The organism is Acinetobacter sp. 40AMC3-4, from assembly GCF_049898185.1.
Taxonomy (GTDB): Bacteria; Pseudomonadota; Gammaproteobacteria; order Pseudomonadales; family Moraxellaceae; genus Acinetobacter.
Map to the genome: position 1 here is coordinate 97,495 of NZ_JAFCXG010000003.1, position 20,033 is coordinate 117,527.

The following is a 20,033-nucleotide window of genomic DNA, read 5'->3' on the forward strand; positions in this document are numbered from 1 at the left end:
TTCAAGGAATCTCGCATGGCAAAAACGGCTAGCACACCCGGTCGTCGCTTTATGAAACTTGCCGGAATGACCGCAAGTATTGCAGGTAAAACCCTCTCCAATTCCATTAAAAATTTAACTGCCGATGACGAGCAGAAAAACACTGCGCGCAGTAAATTATTTCAGGATATTGGTGTGCAGATTGCGGATACCTTGGGGGAAATGAAAGGCGCAGTCATGAAAGTTGGCCAGATCGCCTCTCAATATAAAGATGTTTTCCCGCCCGAAGTCGCTAAAGCCATTGCCAAGTTACAGCGTCAGGCGCCACCGATGCCGTTTAAAGAAATTCAGGCACAAGTGGAAAAAGAATTGGGTAAACCTTTACAGCAACTTTTCCAGCAGTTTGATGAGCAGCCATTTGCCGCGGCCTCGATTGGTCAGGTGCATAAAGCCACCCTACCGAATGGCCAGCAAGTTGTGGTCAAAGTACAATATCCTGGTGTGGATGAAGCCTGCGAAAGCGACCTGAAACAAGTTCGTCTGGCACTGCGCATGATGGGCGTCTTAAAGATTGACCGTAAACTTCAAGATCAATTATTTAAAGAAATTCAGCACAGTCTGGACAATGAGCTGAACTATGAAATTGAAGCCCAGAATCTGGAAATCGCCCGTGCCTTCCATGAGCCTCTGGACAATAAAATTGTGATTCCGAAAGTGTTTCATGAGTATTCATCGCGACATATTTTGACCTTAAGCCAAGAGCTTGGTGAAAGTATCGAAACTGCCAGCACTTGGCCACTCGAAACCCGAAATGCTTTAGGCCGCCGCCTCTTCCGCGCCATTGGTCAGGAAATTTTTTATCTGAAACGCTTTCACTGTGACCCGCATCCAGGCAACTTTGCATTTCGTGAAGATGGCTCTGTGATTGTTTATGACTATGGTGGCGTCAAAACCTTATCGACTGAAGTGATTGGACATTTTAGGGAACTGATCCATGCTGCACGCGAGAAGAATATTCCCGTGATCGAGCAACAGCTGGATGCGCTGCATTCCTTGACTGAAACTGGAAAATTCCCGAAAGAATTATATGAACAGTGGCTGGAAGTGCTCATGCGTCCTCTGGTCACTGACTATGATTTTGCCGAAAACTCAGCGCATCATGATGGGATGGAGTTGCTGAAACCTTCGTTGAAATATTGGGATGTATTTAAGCCCTCTCCTGATACCTTGATGGTGAATCGCACAATTTCAGGACAATACTGGAACCTGATTCATCTCAAAGTACATGATGATTTAAGTGATGTATTTGAAGAACTGGTACCGAGTCGAAGCTAAGTTGAGACGATAGGCTTACACGCTGTAACCCTAGATTACTTGAAATATCAAATGTTACATTATAACATTTAATCAAGAATCATGAGGAAGTTAGATATGCGTTCAGATATCCATCCCGAGTATCGTGAAGTGTTATTCCATGATACCAATGCCGATGCCTATTTCGTGATTGGCAGCACGATGAACTCGAGCCAAACTAAAGAATATCAAGGTAAAACATATCCTTATGTAACACTAGATATTTCGAGTGCATCACATCCTTTCTATACGGGTGAGCAACGTCAGACCAGCAATGAAGGACGTGTGGCAAGCTTTAACAAACGTTTTGGCCGCTTTAAACGGGGCTAAAACCGAAAACCCTCAGTTATCTTAAGATTTAAATCGTGGTTTATGTCAGGAAATGACCTCCAATTTCCTGACTTTTTTATGCGCTTATTTTAACTCTGTGCCAATACGATTGAAGTTAAATAAAAGCCCAGCGCCAGAACAATAATGCCGACAATTAAGCTGGATAATGCATATAACAGCGCTAGGCCCATAGCACCTTGCTTGAATAACAAAAAGCTTTCCAGACCGAAACTGGAAAATGTGGTAAAACCACCGAGAATTCCCACCATTAAAAACAGACGAGCTTCTTGTTGGAGTACTGGATACTTTTGGCTACAGGCAAAAAAAATCCCGGCACATAAACAGCCCAGAATATTGATCCACCAGGTGGGCCAAGGAAATTGCATTTGTGGTTTGAACAGCCAAAGTCCGGCTGCATAACGCAGACTGGCACCGATTGCCCCACCCATTGCCACCCAAAGCCAGCCCATATTTTTTTCCTGTTCTATTTATTGATCAAGTTTATTTTATCCAAAGTTTCATATTCATCATGGATAATTTTCACTGTTATCTTGAACCGAAAATCAATGAAATACCATGGAACTTCGCAAGAAAATTGCTATATTTATTGCATCCAATTTTCATGAATGGCACAGGAAAAACAGCATGGCACAGGATTTATTGGCCCAGTTGGCAGCAGGCGAAGCAAAATTTGCAGATGTGATTACTTATATCGAATCGCGTTATACGCATACACCGACTGCATTTAAAAATGGCCAGCAGAATAATGCGGCCACAGAAAACCAGGGCAGCGCCAAAGTCTTTTCTTTTGCACAATTAAATGGTCTGGATCAGGCACAGACCTTAAGCCTGTTTGCTGAGCATTATGCTTCTGTACTGGCGACGCCAGAGGCGACTGATCATCAGAATATCCGCCAGTTTATGCTCAATGGCTGGGATGGAATTGCCTTTGAAGGTCAGGCTTTAACTGCGAAGTAAGTACTAGGCAGATAAAAAACCGCTCAAAGGAGCGGTTTTTTATCTGCAACTCAGAAGCGTGCATGAAGTATGTTTTAGCTTTTACCGACTTTTTCGATCCATTTAATGGAACTGACGCGGAAGACCTCACAAGCACCATCACCCGTATCGGTCGGAGTTAAAGACGATTTCCAGACCAGATCTTTGTCACGCACTTCAACCAGTTCCCCTTGCATACGCACCAGATCGCCACGCTTTACCTTTTTAATTGCCTTAGCAATTTCAGGGTTAGCGGGAATGATATGCATATTGGACACCATCTGCTTGGCTTGTTCTACCGGCACTGGCACCCGATCCATTTTCCAGTTCAAATAGCGGTCATATTGATTGACCGTGATATGTCGAGCAATTTCAGGTTCGGCAAACAGCCCCCAACTGACAGCATAATCAATCGGAGAGAATTTGGCTTGCGGGTCAGAACTATAAACCTTGGAACCCAGAATACGGAAATCACCTTTAAAGGGCTGCAAGACCGAAATTGACTGGCCTTTAACGACAGGAGGCAAACCTTTGGCAATATTGTGGTCGACCGAGCTATAGCCCGAAATAGGCAGCAACAGGCTGGCCAGCAAAGCATAATGTTTAAAGTATTTGAGCATAATTTTTAATCTAATCCTAATCAAGTTGATCAAACGTTTTAAGGATATCTTCCTTGATCTTACGGATTTTTTAATGAATAAACAGTTGAACTTGGTAACAAACTGCACGTATTTAGTCAGCTCGATATATGCCTGTCATTTTATTTTTCAGTTAAGCTAGAACGTATTTCCATCAAATTAAAATAACTCAAATGCTGTATAAACTTTATCAACAACATATCTTTCCGCATCTGCTGAATCAAGTGATGCAAACGCCATCCTTGATGGACTTGCGTCGTGAACTACTTTTGGATATTTCCGGTGAAGTACTGGAAATTGGTTTTGGTACCGGCCTGAATCTGCCTTTTTATCAATCGGTTGATAAGGTCTATGCACTAGAACCAAACCCGACGATCTTCAAACTGGCAGAATCACGAATTCAACAGGCCGCTTTTCAGGTCGAACATATTCAGGCCAGTGCAGAAGCTTTACCTTTTGCCGAAAATAGTCTGGAAAATATTGTATCTACCTGGACGCTTTGTAGTATTGCAGAGCTGGAACAGAGCCTGCAGGAAATTTATCGTGTGCTACAACCGGGTGGGACTTTACATGTGGTCGAACATGTTCTGAATCGACAAAATTTAAATATTCAGCGTCTACAACATTTACTCACTCCCATTCAAAAGAAAGTCGCAGATGGCTGTCATCTGAATCGGGATATTGAGACCGCCTTGCTGGAAACCGGTTTTGAAATAGAAACTTTAAATTATGTAGATGCGGAAGGTATACCCAAGATTGGCCAACGTATGTTGTTAGCACGTGTTCGTAAACTAGGAAGCTAATTTACGACCATCTTATATTTAGTGTGGCTGAAGGTGGGTTACTTGCAGCAACTGACAATGAGCACGATATTCAGAGCCCGTCCCGACCCGGAATTCTTGTCCAGTCGTGCCTGAATGAACTGTCACCAGATCACCAGTGAGCGTGATTTTCTGCCCCGATTTTAGCCGGCGAATCTGATCGGCAATTTTTTCAGTGGCAGCAATCAGACTAAAATACTGTACATGCGTATTGACGAAGTCACGCTCCGCTTTATTGGTTTGTCCTTCGAGCTGATAGCAGCGTTTTGCTTCATCAAACTCCAGTTTTGCCTGTATAGCGGGCAGCGGTTGAGTCAGCAACAGCACATCAATATTACTCAGATAGGCCAGATCATTAAAATGCCCCACCACAGGGCTGGCCTGATGCAGCACCCGACGATCAGGTTTTACGAAACGGTGATCATGCACAATATAAGTCGCGGAAATGCGCTTAACGGGTTCTACTTTAAAGTTTTTAAGTACGCCTTTTTCTTGCAGATGCGGAATGGCACGAAAAAACTCATTCCAGACCCAAAGTCCAAGCATAAACAGCAGCGCAGTGATCAGTAATTTTTGCATAATTTTTTATTCTTCACTGGATTTTGGTCAATCCTGAAAATCAATCCGAATGGTTTCAAAACGTACCCGCCCTTCCTGAACCGCACGGGCAATGGCTTGCTGGCCTTTGGTCAGACGTGCTCCGCCACTTTTAATGTCAATCAAGACCACTTCAATATCTTCAGCGTCGCCTTCGCCATCACGAAAATCGGTATAGCCATCAAAGACTATATAATCCACCGGATCGCCCAGAAACTTGGCATCACTCGGCAGATATTGAAATTCCGGCATGATCGGCGCGAGCTGTTCCGCCATTTTTCCTTTGAGGACTGCACGGCTGGTATTCACGCTGCGTTTTTGCGCGGCAATGAGGGACTGCTGATGCTCCAGTTCCAGCTCGGCAATATACTGCTCATATTCGGCTTTGATCCGTCCATTACGCGTCTGACTTAAAATAATAGTGGTTAATACCACCCCGATACATGCGCCAATCAGCATGGCCATCCATATGGACATTCAATCTTCCTAATTTGCCTGATTTTTATAGTATCGCATTCGACTGAAGTTGAGGACTTCGGCCATTTGCATACTTGAAAAGAATGATATGCTAGGCCGGAACAGAATAAAATCACCTTGAGTCATGAAAACAATTTTAGTTGCGAATCAGAAAGGCGGTTGTGGTAAAACCATGACAGCCATTAGTTTAGCGTCAGCACTCGCACAAAAAGGTTATAAGGTAGCATTGGCCGATGCCGACAACCAGAAATCAACATTGCAATGGCTCAAGCATCGTCCGGCACAGGCAGCACAGATCCAGAGTCTGGACTGGCGCAACAGTAAGTCCATTGGTGATGCACCGAAGCAGATCGAATATCTGATTATTGATGCACCAGGTGCTTTGACCGATGATCATGCCGAACAGCTGATCAGTGAAGCACATGCGATTATTATCCCAATCCAGCCTTCATTTTTTGATATCGATTCGACCCGCCGTTTTCTCAAACATTTGCAGGACATCAAACGCATCCGTAAGGGCAAGGTTGAAATTTTACTTTTGGCCAATCGCACCAAAGCAAATGCAGCCAGCAATCAGGACATACAGCAGTTTTTTGACAAGATCGACCAGCAGCCAGTGGCCTGGATTTCGGAACGTGCCCCTTATAGCCGACTGGCTATGGAAGGCCTTTCAGTCTTTGATAAACCTCAGAAAATCTACCGGGAACTGCAGGCTCAATGGCAACCGGTACTGAATGCCATTATTGATGATCCGAGTCAGTGGTTTTGAGTCAATCCTCTGAATCGTGGTATAGCTTTGGGAAAATAATCTCGCTACTTGGCTAGCTATCATTTTCGATCGCTTTTTTTTCAGTTAATATGCCTGAACACGACCTAAAAAATGAGTCATTAAATTCAGTGCAACAGTACGCGCCTACATTACAAAAAGTCTTATTATTTGGATTGTTCTTTATCCTGATTTTTTTGAGTTTTCATATACTCAAGTATTTCATCATTCCTGTAGTTTGGGCAGCCATTATTGCCTATATGACTTGGCCCTTGTATCAATCGGTGTTACGCCTATGCGGCAATCGACCGACATTAAGTGCAACCGTAATGATCTTGGCCGTGATTCTGGTCTTTGGTCTGCCGTTTATTTTCGCCATTTTCATGCTGCAGCACGAAGGTCGTAACCTGTATTTTGAATTGCAGCGACAGGTCTTTTCCGGTCACCTGAATGTCCCTGATTTTATTCGCGGGCTTCCGATTGTCGGCAAGGAAATTACCCGAACCTTAAATGAAATTAACACTGATCCGCAGAGTATTGCACTGTCGGTATCGACCTGGATTCAAGGCCATCTGAATTACGGCAAAGTGGTGTTGAATGAAGTTAGTAAAAACATCTTTAAATTATGTTTTGCGATACTTTCGCTGTTTTTCTTCTACCGTGATGGTCAGACCATTTTAAATCAGGTGCGTAAAGCCTTTGAAATGGTGGTCGGTCCACGTGTACATCATTATTTTTCCACCATTTCTGCGACTACACGTGCCGTAGTATATGGCGTCGGTTTGACCGCAATTGCACAATCCTTATTGGCTGGTCTGAGCTATTTTGTTGCAGGTGTGCCGAATCCGATGGTTTTAACCATTGTGACCTTTATTTTTGCCCTGATTCCCTTTGGCCCACCTCTCGCCTATAGTGCGGTGGCGCTATGGCTGTTTTCACAAGGACAAACCATTGAAGCCATTGGGGTCATGGTCTGGGGCGTCTGTATTGTCAGTACTGCCGATAACGTCATTCGCCCATTGGTGATTTCTGGCGCAACCCAGATTCCTTTCCTGCTGATCATGTTTGGAGTCTTGGGTGGTATTGCCAGTTTTGGTCTGGTCGGGGTGTTTATTGGCCCGGTGATTCTGGCTGTATTGCTTGCAATCTGGCGTGAATGGTTACATGAAAGTAATCTGAATGAACCTTTAATGATGCCTAAAGCCACTATGGCACATGAGATTGATCCGGAAACACAAGACACACCGCCCAAGGCACCTTAAAGCATAGATAGAATCGACTTAAACAAAACAAAACATTTAAGTACTGATTCTATATAGAGCTTCTGATCTTGCTCTGTTTAAATGAATCCACAAAACAGAATAAAGATCAGGATGCCAAAATCATGTCTTCATTGTTTAAAATTACGACACTTTGCGCGTTAAGCGCCGCACTTTTTACCGGTTGTGCATCAACCTCCCCATCAAATGAAGTGGTCAGAGCAGTGACTGTGAATGCTGTAACTGCTCAAGGTGTGGGCCAAGAGATTGGGACCGTATTACTCAGTGACAGCCCAGCCGGTCTGGTTATTCGTACCAACCTGAAACAACTTCCTGCGGGTGAACGCGGTTTCCATATTCATGAAAATGGTTCATGCGCGCCTGCCATGAAAGACGGCAAGATGGGCGCAGCACTGGCTGCAGGTAGCCATTACAATCCAAATCAGGCACCGCATCACGGTACGCCAGTGACCGGTCACTTAGGTGATTTACCCGCATTGAAAGTCAATACTGACGGAACTGCACGTGTGACCCTGCTTGCGCCACGTCTGAAATTGGCTGATGTTCAGGGTCGTGCGATTATGGTTCATGCCGGTGGCGATAACTATTCCGACAACCCATTACCCTTGGGCGGCGGCGGTGAACGTATTGCCTGTGGGGTGATCTAAACACCTTCATGCCAATGACTAAATAGAAAAAACGGGCACTATGCTCGTTTTTTTCATGGATTTTTCTTTTATTTTGGCGTCTAAATTGCATTCAGAACTTTGCGTTTTTACTTTCCGGATCCTGTCCTTGTGAATGCTGCCCGACCTGCGACTGCTACTTTTGTTAAAATTATAAAACCTGTCCTGCTGCCCTTTCAGTCCAGTGCGCTGATGACTTATTGCCTGCAGATCCTGCTGGTGTTTTTAGGTACCACTTTCGGTCTGAAATTTCTGGGTTATGACTTCTTGATCGTTCCAGTAACGTTAGGGGCAATTGCCACGGCACTGACTGATTTTGATGACCGGCTAAGCCTGCGTTTGCGCAACCTGTTACTCGTCCTCATTCTGTTTTTTAGTGTCAGCAGCATTCTGGAATTTCTTGCTCCGCATAAATTCTGGTTTGCACTGTGGCTATCACTGTCGAGTGCGCTATTTATTCTAATGGGTGCCTTAGGCCAACGTTATGCCACAATTTCATTTGGCACCATTTTACTGTCAATCTATACCATGTTCGGCCTGGGCGAATATCAGCACTGGTATGAACAGCCACTTTATTTTGTCATTGGGGCGCTATGGTACGGCCTGACGTCTATTCTGTTTTTTCTGCTGCGTCCTACTTTGCAGGTTCAGGAAAATCTCGCACAAAGCTTGCAGCACATGTCGGATTTACTGCTAAGTAAAGCCAAACTGTTTGATCCGGACCAGCATCCGAATGTTGAAAACCTGCTCTATGAGTTGTCACTTAAAAATACTTTAGTCATTCAGAGTTTTAACCGCAGCAAAGATTCGCTATTGACCCGACTCAAAGCTTCGCGTGCCAATCGTAATACCATTTACTGGCTGAATCTGTATTTTTTGATGCAGGATATTCATGAACAGGCCACCGCGAATTATCTGCATTATGAACAGATCGAACAGCATTTTAGCCGCACTGACCTGATTTTCCGGATTCAGAAAAATATCCGTCTGCAAGCCCTTGCCTGTCAGCATTTGGCAGAATGTGTACTGCGCAATGAGAAATTTTACCTGTCTACAGATGATGAACTGGCATTAAAACATTTACAGGAGTCGATGCAGGACTGGATTGCTCAACACCCACAAAATATTGAAGTTAAAAATTTACAGCTTATTTTGGCCAATCTGCTGAGTGTATATGAGCAGTTACAACACCTGCATGATCAACAGGCGCTGTATAAGCCACGCTATCAGCAGCATTTTGATGACCTGAGTCTGTTTGATGATGATATTCGCGATAGCACAGATCTCTGGCTGAAACTCAAACCGCACTTAAGTCCACAATCGGCACTCTTTCGGCATGCGGTGCGGATTGCCATTGTATTTCTAGTCGGCTATGCCATTTCATTATTACCCTTTGCGAAAAATGGCTACTGGATTTTACTGACCAGCCTGTTTGTCTGTCAGATCAGTTATTTTGCCACCAAAAGCCGGCTCAAATTGCGGACCCTGGGAACATTATTAGGGGTCATGCTGGGTGTCCCCATTCTGTATTTTGTGCCAAGTGTCGAAGGACAATTGCTGCTGACAGTGATTTTTGGTGTCGGTTTTTTCTATCTGCGTTCCAAAAAATATGCCATGGCAACCCTCATGGCGACCTTGATGGTACTCCTGATCTTCAACCTGAAAGGTGCCGGTTACGCCATTATCTTACCGCGTATCATTGATACCCTCATAGGCTGTCTGATTGCCTGGATGGCAGTAAGCTGGATCTGGCCTGACTGGAATTTTCGTAATATTTCCAGCAATATCAAAAAATCATCACATGCAACACTGAACTATTTTTCTGCAGTGGTCGAGCAATATCGAAACGGTAAAGATAACAGTATTGCTTACCGGACTGCACGGCGTCTGGCCCACAATGCACAGATTGATTTATCCAGCATGATTTCAAGTCTGAGTACCGAACCGAATCCAGATCCGCAACTGGTCAAAAGTGCCTTTCGCTATCTGGTCTATAGTCATAGCCAGCTCAGTTATATTGCAGCATTGGGGAGTCACCGTGAGCAGGTTACTGATACACAAATTCTGGATTTAATGCACTGGTGCCAGCAAACCTTAACTGGGGTATTGCTGCAACAACAGCCTTTAGATACCTACGACATCGATCATAAACTGGCAGAAATTCAACGCTTAAGTACCCAGGAAAACCAGTCAGCACATCTGCTTTTGGTGTTGAAACAGATCAGTTTATTGTTGGAAACCTTACCGGAATTACTAAAATTACGTCATGAATTATTAGATGCCGAGATTAAATAACCAACTGCCTTACTTGGTTATAACTTATTAAAAATATTGAATATATCTTTATTATTAAGATTCAATATTCAGGTGATATTCGGTACACTCAGAACTAATTCGGTTAAATCAATATGTATTATGAACATCAAAACTTTGCGTCTGGTCGGTTTGCTTGAAGGGATTTCATTCCTGCTGCTGTTATTTATCGCGATGCCAGTGAAATATATGATGGATAATCCGATTCTGGTGAAATATGTCGGCATGGGTCATGGGGTACTGTTTGTGCTGTTTCTGGTGGTGTTATTCGCAGTATGTGAAAAACAGAAATGGTCTCTCAGCATGTTTGTGATGGGTTTAATCGCTTCGATTCTGCCTTTCGGTCCATTCCTGTTTGATATGAAATTGAAGAAGCTGGAACAGCCCGCTGAAGCTTAATTGTAGAATCCTAATATAATTAGATCAGTCAAAAGAAAATTTTCTCTCCCTTTGGGAGAGAGTTAGAGAGAGGGAACTTATTAAATACTTAACCTCACCCTAGCCCTCTCCTAAAAGGAGAGGGAAATTCAATACTGAACATATGATTTCAATAATTTATAAGTTCCCTCGATAAGGAATCAAAACTCCCCACGCTCCTGTCTTTCCAGCATTAACTGTTTGAGCTGCATGCGCGGCAAAGTAAACCAGAGTGCAATCAGAATCAAAGAGGCAGCACAGTAGGCCCAGATATCGTAGGCTTCATACGCCATCCTTACTGCTTCAATCACCACAAAAAAGCTGAGCATCAGGATAATAGAAACCGTCGCAGCCACCGTGCCTTTGGACACTTCAGAAGACATTAATGCAAAACGATACAGCACCGAAAAACTCACACCCTCACCCAGACTGATACAAGTGGTGCCGATAATCAGACAATGAATAAAATATTCTGGAATCAATAAGCCCATCATCAATAAACCGGTACCCAGCAACATCAGTGGCAGACCCAATAATACGGTTTTGCCCAGCGGTATTTTATCGATAATTTTTAGCAGAATCAGATTACCTGCAATCAGGCCGCCCAAGACCGGAAACTGCGCCAGACCATATTGCACGCTACTGAATCCAAATTGCTCGACCAGAATCACGGGTGACAGGGCAATCCATAACATCAAGGGCAGACTCACCAAAGGCAAGGCTACAGTCATGATCACAAAGCGTTTATTTTTTAAAACCTGTTTAAAGTCATCCAGAATATAGCTGACCGGCTGTCTGGGAATACTGACTTTCAGGTTTGGCATTTTGGCTTTCAGGCCGAACCAGCTCAGAAATGACAGAAATGCGATACCGATAAAGCCCCAATGCCAAGAGATATGATCAATCATAAAGGCACCCAGCACTGGTCCTAGCAAAGGTGCCAGCAAAGACACATTGGCCATCAGTGCCATGACTTTGATGGCATCACGTTCTTCAAAGCTTTCCTGAATGGCGGCATAACCAACGGCGGTAATAAAGGACAGGCCAAAGCCCTGTAAAAAGCGCAGGAATAAGAAACTTTCGATATTGGGTGTTAATAAAATAGCCAGACAGCTAATCGTGAAAAACGCCACACCACCCAGCAGTACCATTTTACGTCCAAGACGATCGGACAAAGGTCCCAGAATCGCTGCGACAAATGCCCCACCCAACAGGAAAAAGGACATGGAGGATGGCGCCCACGAACTACTCACACCAAAATCACGGGTAATCGCCAGCATGGCCGGTTGAATCAGGTCATTACATATATAGACTGAGAATTCAAACAGGACCAGTGCCAGCGGGAACATAAGTGTGGCACGGGTCAGTTTTTGGGTGTGGATATTTTGCATGGGAGTTTTTATTGTCAGTCTGCCCGTTTTAACAGACTGAACTTTGTCTAAAATAGAAAGAAATAATTTTAGCAGATGAGATATTCAAACGCTCTGAATAAATATAACTGATCGTAGAGATAATCTTCCAAATAAAAAAGCGCATCCTCTAGATACGCTTTTAACCAAAATCTGTCTAAAGATCAAACACTATTATGGACAGACTGCTTTCTGGAAAGTCTTGGTATTTGAACCTCGTGCACAACGATACAACTTCTCGGTATTTTCCAGCATCCAGCTGTTATCTTCCCGTTTAAAATAATAAATGGTCTGTACTGAACGTACCGAATCATCCATTAACCCAGTTTCAGTGACTTTGACCTGTCCAATCGTGGGCGACTCTACCTTGTCAAAGAACTGGCGCAACTCAACTGTTGCCAGTTCCTTACGCAAGTCCGGTCTTAATTGTAAAACCTGTTCCAAAGGCGTATCCGAAGATGACTGTACCTTTGCAATGACCTGTTGAGCAGTTGCACAGCCTGAACCCAATATACCAAAAGCGAGAGTTGCGACTGCCAATATCCGGAACATATTATTTAACCCTTTATCGTCATTCTTATTCCAACCCATCATGCCGAACTTCTTAGTACAAAACCATTTAGACTCTGTAACTGCCTTTACACAGCAATAAAAAAACGCACCTTTCGATGCGCTTTTTTCAATTCCGACCGATTAAAGATCGAAGAGTTTACCCGGGTTCATGATGCCCTTTGGATCAAACACTTTTTTCAGGGCTTTCATATATTCAATTTCTTCCGCCGAACGCGAATATTCAAGATATGGCTTCTTGGTCATGCCCACACCATGTTCCGCAGAAATTGAACCGTCATATTTTTTCACAGTATCAAAAACATACTTGTTCACGACCTGACATTTGGCAAAGAATTCATCTTTAGACAAATCCGCAGGTTTTAAGATGTTTAAGTGCAAATTACCGTCACCAATATGACCAAACCAGCAGATTTCAAAGTCTGGGTAATTCGTCGATACAATTGCATCAATTTCTTTAATGAACGCTGGAACATGCGTAATTAGAACTGAGATGTCATTTTTATATGGAATAAACGGCGCGATAGATTCAGAAATGTCTTCACGCAAACGCCATAAGCTTTCTACCTGATCCAGGCTTTGGCTCATTACGCCGTCCAGTACCCAACCTTGTTCCATGCAATGCTCGAAGATTTCCATCGCCTTGTCCATAATCGGCTCAAACGGCGCTTCAAACTCAAGCAATACATAGAATGGGCATTCAGTTTCAAATGGACGCTGCACATGACCATGGGCCAAGACTTTTTGCATTGCGAGTTCACCAAAAAACTCAAATGCGGTTAAATCAATTTTCGCCTGGAAAGCATGCAATAACGGCATGATCGCATCAAAGTCAGGCACACCCAGTACCATTACTTGCAGGTCTTGCGGTTGACGTTCAAGCTTGATTTCCGCTTCAGTCACCAGACCCAGCGTGCCTTCACCACCAATAAATAAATGCTGAATTGCATAACCAGTAGCATTCTTGATCATGCCCTTGTTCAGACGCAATACATCGCCCTTACCCGTCACAACGGTCAGGCCAAGTACCCAGTTACGGGTCATGCCGTATTTAATCACTTTGATGCCGCCAGCATTGGTGCCGATGTTACCGCCAATTTGCGATGAACCTGCCGAAGCAAAGTCAACTGGGTAATACATGCCCTGCTCTTCAGCATAGTTCTGTAACTGTTCAGTCACCACACCTGCCTGTACGCGCACCATACGATCTGCCGGGAAAAACTCCAGAATCTGGTTCATCTTGTCCATGCTGACCACGATCTCGCCATTGGCTGCGACTGCACCTGCAGAAAGACCGGTACGACCACCCGATGGAGTCACTGCAACATTAAATTGGTTTGCCAATTTTACGATGTCTTGAACTTGCTCAGTTGACGACGGAAAAACGACGACTGACGGGTTTGGATCAAAGTGCTTCGTATGATCGCGACCCCAATTCTGGAGGCTGTCCGTATCGGTTTTAATACGGTTTTCACCCACAATTGCAGTCAATTGGGTCAATAACTCAGGGGTTAAAGCGACTGGAGCATTCATCGTTTGCAGACCTAGCATGATTTAAACAAGAGAGACTTCGCTGGTTCATTTGCACATTTTTTATGCATAAAAACATGGATACAAATCAGGCGAAACATGGTTATTAAAGCACCGGATCACGCTGCTTTAAAAGCATGGCGCAATATTATAAGCTATTTTTTGGTGTTTCCCGCGAAAAATGACAATTTTGATAATATACCTTTGAAAATGCAGATTTAAATCAAACACCATGATCATTATTATCAATATATCTTGCCAGAATAGCTGATGTGAGCGTCATTAAGGAAATGTATAAGTGCGCTTTTCCTGTGCTATTATACCGCGACTAAATTTGGCCTTTGTAGCGGAGCCGTAATGAGCCAACATCTATCTCTACCTAAAGATAAAATCCGTTTCTTGTTGTTAGAAGGCGTTCACCAGAATGCCATCGACACTCTAAATGCTGCTGGATATACCAACATCGATTATCGTAAGACTGCGCTTGAGGGTGAAGCGTTGAAAGAAGCGATTAAAGATGCTCACTTCATCGGTATTCGTTCCCGTACTCAATTGACTGAAGAAGTCTTTGAAGCTGCGAACAAACTGATTGCTGTCGGTTGTTTCTGTATTGGTACCAACCAGGTGAACCTGGACGCTGCAATGCGTCGCGGTATTCCAGTCTTTAACGCACCTTACTCAAATACGCGTTCAGTCGCTGAACTTGTACTTGCTGAAGCAATTCTTCTCCTTCGCCGTGTACCTGAAAAATCAGCAGATACACACACAGGCGGCTGGAACAAATCTGCAGTTGGTTCGTTCGAAACACGTGGTAAAACTTTAGGTATCGTAGGTTACGGTTCAATTGGTTCACAACTTTCTGTACTTGCTGAAAGCATGGGTATGAAAGTGATCTATTTCGATACAGTGACTAAATTGCCTTTAGGTAATGCACGTCAAGTCGGTAGCTTGGGCGAACTTTTGGCAAATGCCGATGTGGTTTCTCTACACGTTCCTGATGTTCCGTCTACACGTAACTTCATGACCAAAGATCAGTTCGCGCAAATGAAAGAAGGTTCAATCTTCATCAACGCGGCACGTGGTACCTGTGTCGTGATCGAAGACCTGGCAGATGCGATCAAATCTGGTCACATTGCTGGTGCTGCGGTAGATGTATTCCCGAAAGAGCCTAAAGCAAACGGTGAAGAATTTGTTTCTCCACTGCGTAACCTGCCAAACGTAATTCTGACTCCACACGTAGGCGGTTCTACGATGGAAGCGCAAGCGAACATCGGTCTGGAAGTAGCTGAGAAATTCGTGGCTTATTCTGACAAGGGTATGACGCTTTCTGCAGTGAACTTCCCAGAAATCGCATTGCCGTTGACTGAAGGCAAACACCGTTTACTGCACATCCACCAAAATATTCCGGGCGTGTTGTCTAAAATCAACAACCTGTTTGCTGAACAAGGCATCAACATCTCTGGCCAGTCACTGATGACTAAAGGCGATGTCGGTTACCTGGTGATGGATGTCGATGCTGCTGCATCTCATGAAGCACTTGATATGCTTTCGAATGTTGAAGGTACAATCCGCGCACGCGTATTGTTCTAATTCAATATTATAAAAAAACCACAGCTCTCGGGCTGTGGTTTTTTATTTTTAAGGTTTGTATTTTTAAACCTTTTTCAGCTTATGCTGCTCTTCCGCTATTCGAGCAATCGAAACCTATTTAGTCATGCTGAATTTTAAAATCGCACCGATGGTGCAAGCGCCGCTGATTCTGTTGATCGCCATGATCAGTATGCAAAGCAGTGGCTCCTTTGCCAAATATCTGTTCGGTCAATTTCCCATTCTGACTGTTTCCGCAATGCGTCTGCTGTTAGGCGCTATGATTTTGGCACTGATTTTTAAAATTTGGAAAATCCATTTCAGACAGATCAAGTGGCCGGCCATTATCAGTTATGGCCTTGCCCTGGCTGGCATGAATCTACTGTTTTACCTGTCGATTAATCGCCTGCCGCTGGGGATTGCCGTCTCTTTTGAATTTATTGGCCCCTTAAGTGTTGCCCTGTTTTATGCACGTCAGAAATTCGACTTTGTCTGGGTCGGACTGGCGATTCTAGGGCTAATTCTACTGTTCCCTTTTGATCAGGCTGCCCAGCCGCTTGACCCGATTGGGATGGCATTCGCCTTGGGTGCAGGTGCCTGCTGGGCCTTATATATCGTTGCCGGCCAAAGACCTTCAGGCGTTTCTGGCAATCATACTGTCTGCTTAGGCATGTTTGTCGGCATGCTGGTACTGATGCCGATCGCACTCTTTGCAGGCATGCCGGCACATACTTTTGAACCGATGAGTTTGTTGTATTTTGTGGCTTTGGCAGTACTGGCTAGTGCACTGCCTTTCACTCTAGAAATGATCGCACTGCGTAATTTAAGCGCACTGAGTTTCGGTACCTTGATGAGTTTGGAACCCGCCATTGCCGCACTCTCAGGCCTATTTTTTCTGGGTGAAACCTTGTTGTGGACACAGTGGCTGGCATTGGCCACGATTATCAGTGCTTCGGTAGGCTGTACGGTGACGACCCAAAGACAAAAATCTTGAATAAAAATAAAGGCGCTAGAGCGCCTTTATTTAAGATCACTTATTTTCAAATTTTAACGTGGTGTTGCGTCTTTAATCGCAGTATTTAATACAGTCGCTGCTGTCGCATTATAGCCATCACATCCAGAGGCAAGCTGATCATACATATATTCTGTCCATTTGATCATTAAAGAAGTTACACCTTCTTGTTTATTCAAGTCATCCAAGGCAGCCTGTCTTGATTGAGCAATATAGTCGTCGTGATCAATATGTTCCCCATGTTCCGAGAAATCAACTGAATAAATTCCGCCTTGATATTCGATCGCACCGAAATATTTGTAATATTGCATAGCAGCATCTTTATATTCTGCCTTTTTATATTTCAAGTTAGCCATCGTGTCATCTAGAATCGTTTTTGCCATTTCTTGGACAGACTGCTGTGCCTGCCATTCAGCAAGTGTGCTAAAGCCAGTTTTTACTTCCGGATCAAATTCAATATATTCTTCTTCAGGATGTTCAGCCAGAAGACGGAAACATTTAGAGCCATTTGGGAATTTGCGGGCCTTCTGCAAATCGACAAAATTGGTTGCAAACTCATTATAGTATTTACGCTCAGCTGTCGTATTATCACTGTTAAAGAACACTCTGGTCGCGGGATCATCATACATTTTCACCACAGCAATATTGGTACGTTCAGTTAATGCTTTACCAGACAGGTCATACCACGCTATGTGTCGATGATTGCTGATATTGTTCTCAGGTATCGTCACAGGACGACTTTTAAATTGAGTCGTCGTATTTTCTAATATTTTTTCCAGCTTATAACCTAATGCTGTACGGGTGCGATCTGCAGGGAACACCCCTTTTGTTGTGACATAAGTTGAGAAGACCATATCTTCTTCAAGATCGTATTCGGTATCAACAGCGCTGTTATCATCCGCATATAATATGCCGTCAGTAATTTTATTTTTATGACTAGCTAATAGAAGTTTTTGCGATTCCATCTCTGATCCATCAATATTCGGTAAGTTGAATTGATAGTTATAGAATTCAGAAATGGTATCTGATGCTCCATCACCCGGGGTTCCAGGATTGGTCGGTGCAGGTTGACTAGTGACTGGTTCATTATTATCAGAACTGTCGGAACCACCACCACATGCTGCCAGCATGCAGCTAAAAATGGCGCAAGAGAGTACTCTTAATTTCATTATTATCTACCTTAATTATTTGATATTGTTATTTTAATTCTGTCCCGAAACACGGGATCTAAGATGTTTTCATTGTTATTTTAAAACTAACCCGAATCACGAGGTCTAAGATATTTTAATAAATATAAAAACAAGATCAATTTAAAAATTGATTAATTTGTAACCGCAATTACATAGAAGATTAACTTTAAATTTAAAATCTTTAGATATTTGATCGGGCCAAAACTTAACTTGATTGAATCAAAATTTAAGTTCACCTCGGGAAAATATTTCCTTGCCCTACTCATTAAAAATTAACCAGTTTGCTATAATTTCATTTCCCCCTATTTCTCATTTTCACCCGCTCTGGGTAGAAGCTGCTTCCATGCCAAACGCCCAACTCCTTGCCGTATTGTTCATGGTCTTATCCATGACCTCCTACCAGATCAGTGCATCTTTTGCCAAACAGCTGTTTAGTGTGCTGGATCCGGTCACTGTGACCATTTTAAGGCTGTGCTTTGCAGCAATGATTGTTGGGGTAATGTTTCGTTCCTGGAAAATTATTTCCCGTTTGCCTTTTTTGAAATGGCGGGATTTGCTCTGCTATAGCGCTGCTTTAGGGGTCATGAATATTTTATTCTATCTGTCTCTGGGAAGATTACCGCAGGGAATTGCAGTCGGTCTGGAGTTTATTGGTCCTTTAGGTCTGGCCCTGCTTTCGATCAAACATCGTAGTGACTATATTTGGGTATTAATGGCCATTTTAGGCATCGCACTGATGGTGCCATGGGGACAGGCCAATAGTAGTAATTTCGACCTGGTGGGCGCCGCCTGTGCTTTAGGTGCGGGGTTATGTTGGGCACTGTATATTTTCTTCGGGCAACGCGTGGTTCAGCAGAATATCGGCATGCATGCACTGACTATTGCGATCAGTATTTCAGCCTTATGCCTGTTACCGATCGGACTGTATAACAATGCTCCTGCCTTGATAGACACCCAGCATTGGGGCAAGGCAATTACTATTGCTGTACTGGCAACAGCCATTCCTTATGCTCTGGATTTAAAGGCACTTCAGCATTTGAATAAAACCAGCTATGGCACTCTATCCAGCCTGTCTCCGGCTTTGGCTGCACTGACCGGTTTTGTACTATTGGGCGAAAAAATTACGCTTCTTCAGACCGTGGCACTGATCTGTATCATGCTGGCATCTGTCGGTGTGACTGTACGTGCCGCCCGTCAAGGATCGGTAGAAAAGAATGCTTAAAAGCCTTATTGGAATCTAAACAACTGACTAAATATTTGCATTAATTCTTTCACTTTCTTCCTTTGAGATAAATCTAAAGAAGAAATGAATGGATAAAAAATCTGATCACTCCAGATAGAAACATAACCATGTGCCATAACTGAAAGGAAGAGATTTTTGATACGCGAGTGTGGCAAGGATGCCACATGTTACCCATCACGACAGGACGTTGTGTATGGGTAACAAAAGACTTTTGCCTACTTTGGGTCTTTCCAAAGTAGGGAGATTGCCTACACAAAAGCATTTAAATTTTTAAGAAAATGAGGCTGTACAAGCTTCTGAAGCTCAACATGCATAGCGATTAACTCAAACATCTAATTTGAGTTATAAATTATGGAAAAGTAACTAATCAAATGTCATCTTTTCGATGTTTAGCTTTGTACCAGCATATCTTTTTTCATGTCTTTATAACGCTGATATTCATTCTTGTACTGCACTGCTAAAGCGGTCTTCTGCTTTTCATCCAGAATTTTACCGGCCTGCTGGAAGAAACCATGTTCCTCTTCTTTTAAGTGATGATGCACCTTTTCGGAAAGTTTTTTGGCCATGGCAATCCAGCCTGGATTACTCAATTCAGTTGCAGTTAATTCCTCGACCATTTCATCCATTTCATGATGTTCGGCCAAGGCATGGCGGGTAATATTCAGGCCCGAATCGGTCATCATCAAGGGAATATAAAAATAACGGTCTTCCGCAGCTTCATGCGCAAATAATTCATTTTTCAGTTGCTTGAACAGCTCACGGCGTTCTGGTGTATCCCCGGAAGTCTGTAATAGTTTTTCTGCAAGATCACGCTGAATCTCATGACTCTCTCTTAATGCTTCAAAAATAGTCGTCATTCC

General features: G+C 43.5%; 21 protein-coding genes. 12 read left to right on the forward strand and 9 right to left on the reverse strand.

The window, feature by feature from the left end; genetic code table 11:
• The first annotated feature begins 15 nt into the window (after nucleotides 1-15).
• A complete protein-coding gene (locus tag ACP7BU_RS05345) occupies nucleotides 16-1,314 on the forward strand; it encodes an ABC1 kinase family protein (RefSeq protein WP_005248249.1) in 1,299 nt (432 codons plus the stop codon).
• A 96-nt stretch (nucleotides 1,315-1,410) separates the two neighbouring features.
• A complete protein-coding gene (locus ACP7BU_RS05350) occupies nucleotides 1,411-1,662 on the forward strand; it encodes a type B 50S ribosomal protein L31 (RefSeq protein ID WP_004732342.1) in 252 nt (83 codons plus the stop codon).
• Nucleotides 1,663-1,751: 89 nt separating this feature from the next.
• Here the strand turns inward: ACP7BU_RS05350 and crcB are convergent, their stop codons facing one another.
• Nucleotides 1,752-2,132: a fluoride efflux transporter CrcB gene (crcB, locus tag ACP7BU_RS05355; protein WP_005101255.1), complete on the reverse strand. Its 381-nt coding sequence runs from the start codon at nucleotides 2,130-2,132 to the stop codon at nucleotides 1,752-1,754.
• A 175-nt stretch (nucleotides 2,133-2,307) separates the two neighbouring features.
• Between crcB and ACP7BU_RS05360 the strand changes: the two genes are divergently transcribed.
• A complete protein-coding gene (locus tag ACP7BU_RS05360; protein ID WP_005101257.1) occupies nucleotides 2,308-2,640 on the forward strand; it encodes a HopJ type III effector protein in 333 nt (110 codons plus the stop codon).
• 74 nt (nucleotides 2,641-2,714) lie between these two features.
• Here the strand turns inward: ACP7BU_RS05360 and ACP7BU_RS05365 are convergent, their stop codons facing one another.
• Nucleotides 2,715-3,278: a hypothetical protein gene (locus ACP7BU_RS05365; protein WP_005101258.1), complete on the reverse strand. Its 564-nt coding sequence runs from the start codon at nucleotides 3,276-3,278 to the stop codon at nucleotides 2,715-2,717.
• 191 nt (nucleotides 3,279-3,469) lie between these two features.
• On the opposite strand from ACP7BU_RS05365, the gene ACP7BU_RS05370 reads away from it, so the two are divergent.
• Nucleotides 3,470-4,099 (forward strand): class I SAM-dependent methyltransferase, encoded by a 630-nt coding sequence (locus ACP7BU_RS05370; RefSeq protein WP_004732352.1) that lies wholly within the window; start codon nucleotides 3,470-3,472, stop codon nucleotides 4,097-4,099.
• Nucleotides 4,100-4,117: 18 nt separating this feature from the next.
• Here ACP7BU_RS05370 and ACP7BU_RS05375 read toward each other — a convergent pair whose 3' ends face one another.
• Nucleotides 4,118-4,696 carry a hypothetical protein gene (locus ACP7BU_RS05375; RefSeq protein ID WP_004732353.1) on the reverse strand — a complete coding sequence of 193 codons (579 nt, stop codon included), beginning with the start codon at nucleotides 4,694-4,696 and terminating at the stop codon, nucleotides 4,118-4,120.
• A gap of 27 nt (nucleotides 4,697-4,723) precedes the next feature.
• Nucleotides 4,724-5,191: a Holliday junction resolvase-like protein gene (locus tag ACP7BU_RS05380; protein ID WP_425879444.1), complete on the reverse strand. Its 468-nt coding sequence runs from the start codon at nucleotides 5,189-5,191 to the stop codon at nucleotides 4,724-4,726.
• 124 nt (nucleotides 5,192-5,315) lie between these two features.
• Between ACP7BU_RS05380 and ACP7BU_RS05385 the strand changes: the two genes are divergently transcribed.
• The 5 genes from ACP7BU_RS05385 to ACP7BU_RS05405 all read left to right on the forward strand — a co-directional run bounded on the left by ACP7BU_RS05385 (nucleotide 5,316) and on the right by ACP7BU_RS05405 (nucleotide 10,614).
• Nucleotides 5,316-5,960: a ParA family protein gene (locus tag ACP7BU_RS05385; RefSeq protein WP_004281566.1), complete on the forward strand. Its 645-nt coding sequence runs from the start codon at nucleotides 5,316-5,318 to the stop codon at nucleotides 5,958-5,960.
• Between the two features lie 128 nt (nucleotides 5,961-6,088).
• Nucleotides 6,089-7,219, forward strand: coding sequence for an AI-2E family transporter (locus ACP7BU_RS05390; RefSeq protein ID WP_224216247.1), 1,131 nt, complete (start codon nucleotides 6,089-6,091; stop codon nucleotides 7,217-7,219).
• A 122-nt stretch (nucleotides 7,220-7,341) separates the two neighbouring features.
• Complete coding sequence (sodC, locus tag ACP7BU_RS05395) at nucleotides 7,342-7,884, forward strand: superoxide dismutase family protein (protein ID WP_004732359.1); 543 nt, start codon at nucleotides 7,342-7,344, stop codon at nucleotides 7,882-7,884.
• Between the two features lie 129 nt (nucleotides 7,885-8,013).
• The gene (gene yccS, locus ACP7BU_RS05400; protein ID WP_425879441.1) at nucleotides 8,014-10,197 is read left to right on the forward strand and encodes a YccS family putative transporter; all 2,184 of its coding nucleotides are present in this window, start codon (nucleotides 8,014-8,016) and stop codon (nucleotides 10,195-10,197) included.
• 120 nt (nucleotides 10,198-10,317) lie between these two features.
• Nucleotides 10,318-10,614: a DUF3817 domain-containing protein gene (locus tag ACP7BU_RS05405; RefSeq protein ID WP_004645001.1), complete on the forward strand. Its 297-nt coding sequence runs from the start codon at nucleotides 10,318-10,320 to the stop codon at nucleotides 10,612-10,614.
• A 179-nt stretch (nucleotides 10,615-10,793) separates the two neighbouring features.
• Here ACP7BU_RS05405 and ACP7BU_RS05410 read toward each other — a convergent pair whose 3' ends face one another.
• From ACP7BU_RS05410 to ACP7BU_RS05420, 3 genes are all read right to left on the reverse strand, one after another.
• A complete protein-coding gene (locus ACP7BU_RS05410) occupies nucleotides 10,794-12,023 on the reverse strand; it encodes an MFS transporter (protein WP_004281575.1) in 1,230 nt (409 codons plus the stop codon).
• 192 nt (nucleotides 12,024-12,215) lie between these two features.
• Complete coding sequence (locus ACP7BU_RS05415) at nucleotides 12,216-12,593, reverse strand: hypothetical protein (RefSeq protein WP_004281576.1); 378 nt, start codon at nucleotides 12,591-12,593, stop codon at nucleotides 12,216-12,218.
• A gap of 141 nt (nucleotides 12,594-12,734) precedes the next feature.
• Nucleotides 12,735-14,144, reverse strand: a complete 1,410-nt coding sequence (locus ACP7BU_RS05420; protein WP_425879438.1) for an FAD-binding oxidoreductase — start codon at nucleotides 14,142-14,144, stop codon at nucleotides 12,735-12,737.
• A 354-nt stretch (nucleotides 14,145-14,498) separates the two neighbouring features.
• Here ACP7BU_RS05420 and serA point away from each other — a divergent pair, with 354 nt between their 5' ends.
• Nucleotides 14,499-15,731, forward strand: coding sequence for a phosphoglycerate dehydrogenase (gene serA, locus ACP7BU_RS05425; RefSeq protein ID WP_005108551.1), 1,233 nt, complete (start codon nucleotides 14,499-14,501; stop codon nucleotides 15,729-15,731).
• 124 nt (nucleotides 15,732-15,855) lie between these two features.
• Complete coding sequence (locus tag ACP7BU_RS05430) at nucleotides 15,856-16,722, forward strand: EamA family transporter (protein WP_425879436.1); 867 nt, start codon at nucleotides 15,856-15,858, stop codon at nucleotides 16,720-16,722.
• Between the two features lie 53 nt (nucleotides 16,723-16,775).
• Here the strand turns inward: ACP7BU_RS05430 and ACP7BU_RS05435 are convergent, their stop codons facing one another.
• Entirely contained in the window at nucleotides 16,776-17,909 is a 1,134-nt protein-coding gene (locus tag ACP7BU_RS05435) for a hypothetical protein (protein WP_425879434.1), read from the reverse strand.
• 364 nt (nucleotides 17,910-18,273) lie between these two features.
• Here ACP7BU_RS05435 and ACP7BU_RS05440 point away from each other — a divergent pair, with 364 nt between their 5' ends.
• Nucleotides 18,274-19,152: an EamA family transporter gene (locus tag ACP7BU_RS05440; RefSeq protein WP_425879432.1), complete on the forward strand. Its 879-nt coding sequence runs from the start codon at nucleotides 18,274-18,276 to the stop codon at nucleotides 19,150-19,152.
• A 410-nt stretch (nucleotides 19,153-19,562) separates the two neighbouring features.
• Here ACP7BU_RS05440 and ACP7BU_RS05445 read toward each other — a convergent pair whose 3' ends face one another.
• Nucleotides 19,563-20,030, reverse strand: a complete 468-nt coding sequence (locus ACP7BU_RS05445) for a hemerythrin domain-containing protein (protein ID WP_425879430.1) — start codon at nucleotides 20,028-20,030, stop codon at nucleotides 19,563-19,565.
• Between the last annotated feature and the right edge of the window lie 3 nt (nucleotides 20,031-20,033).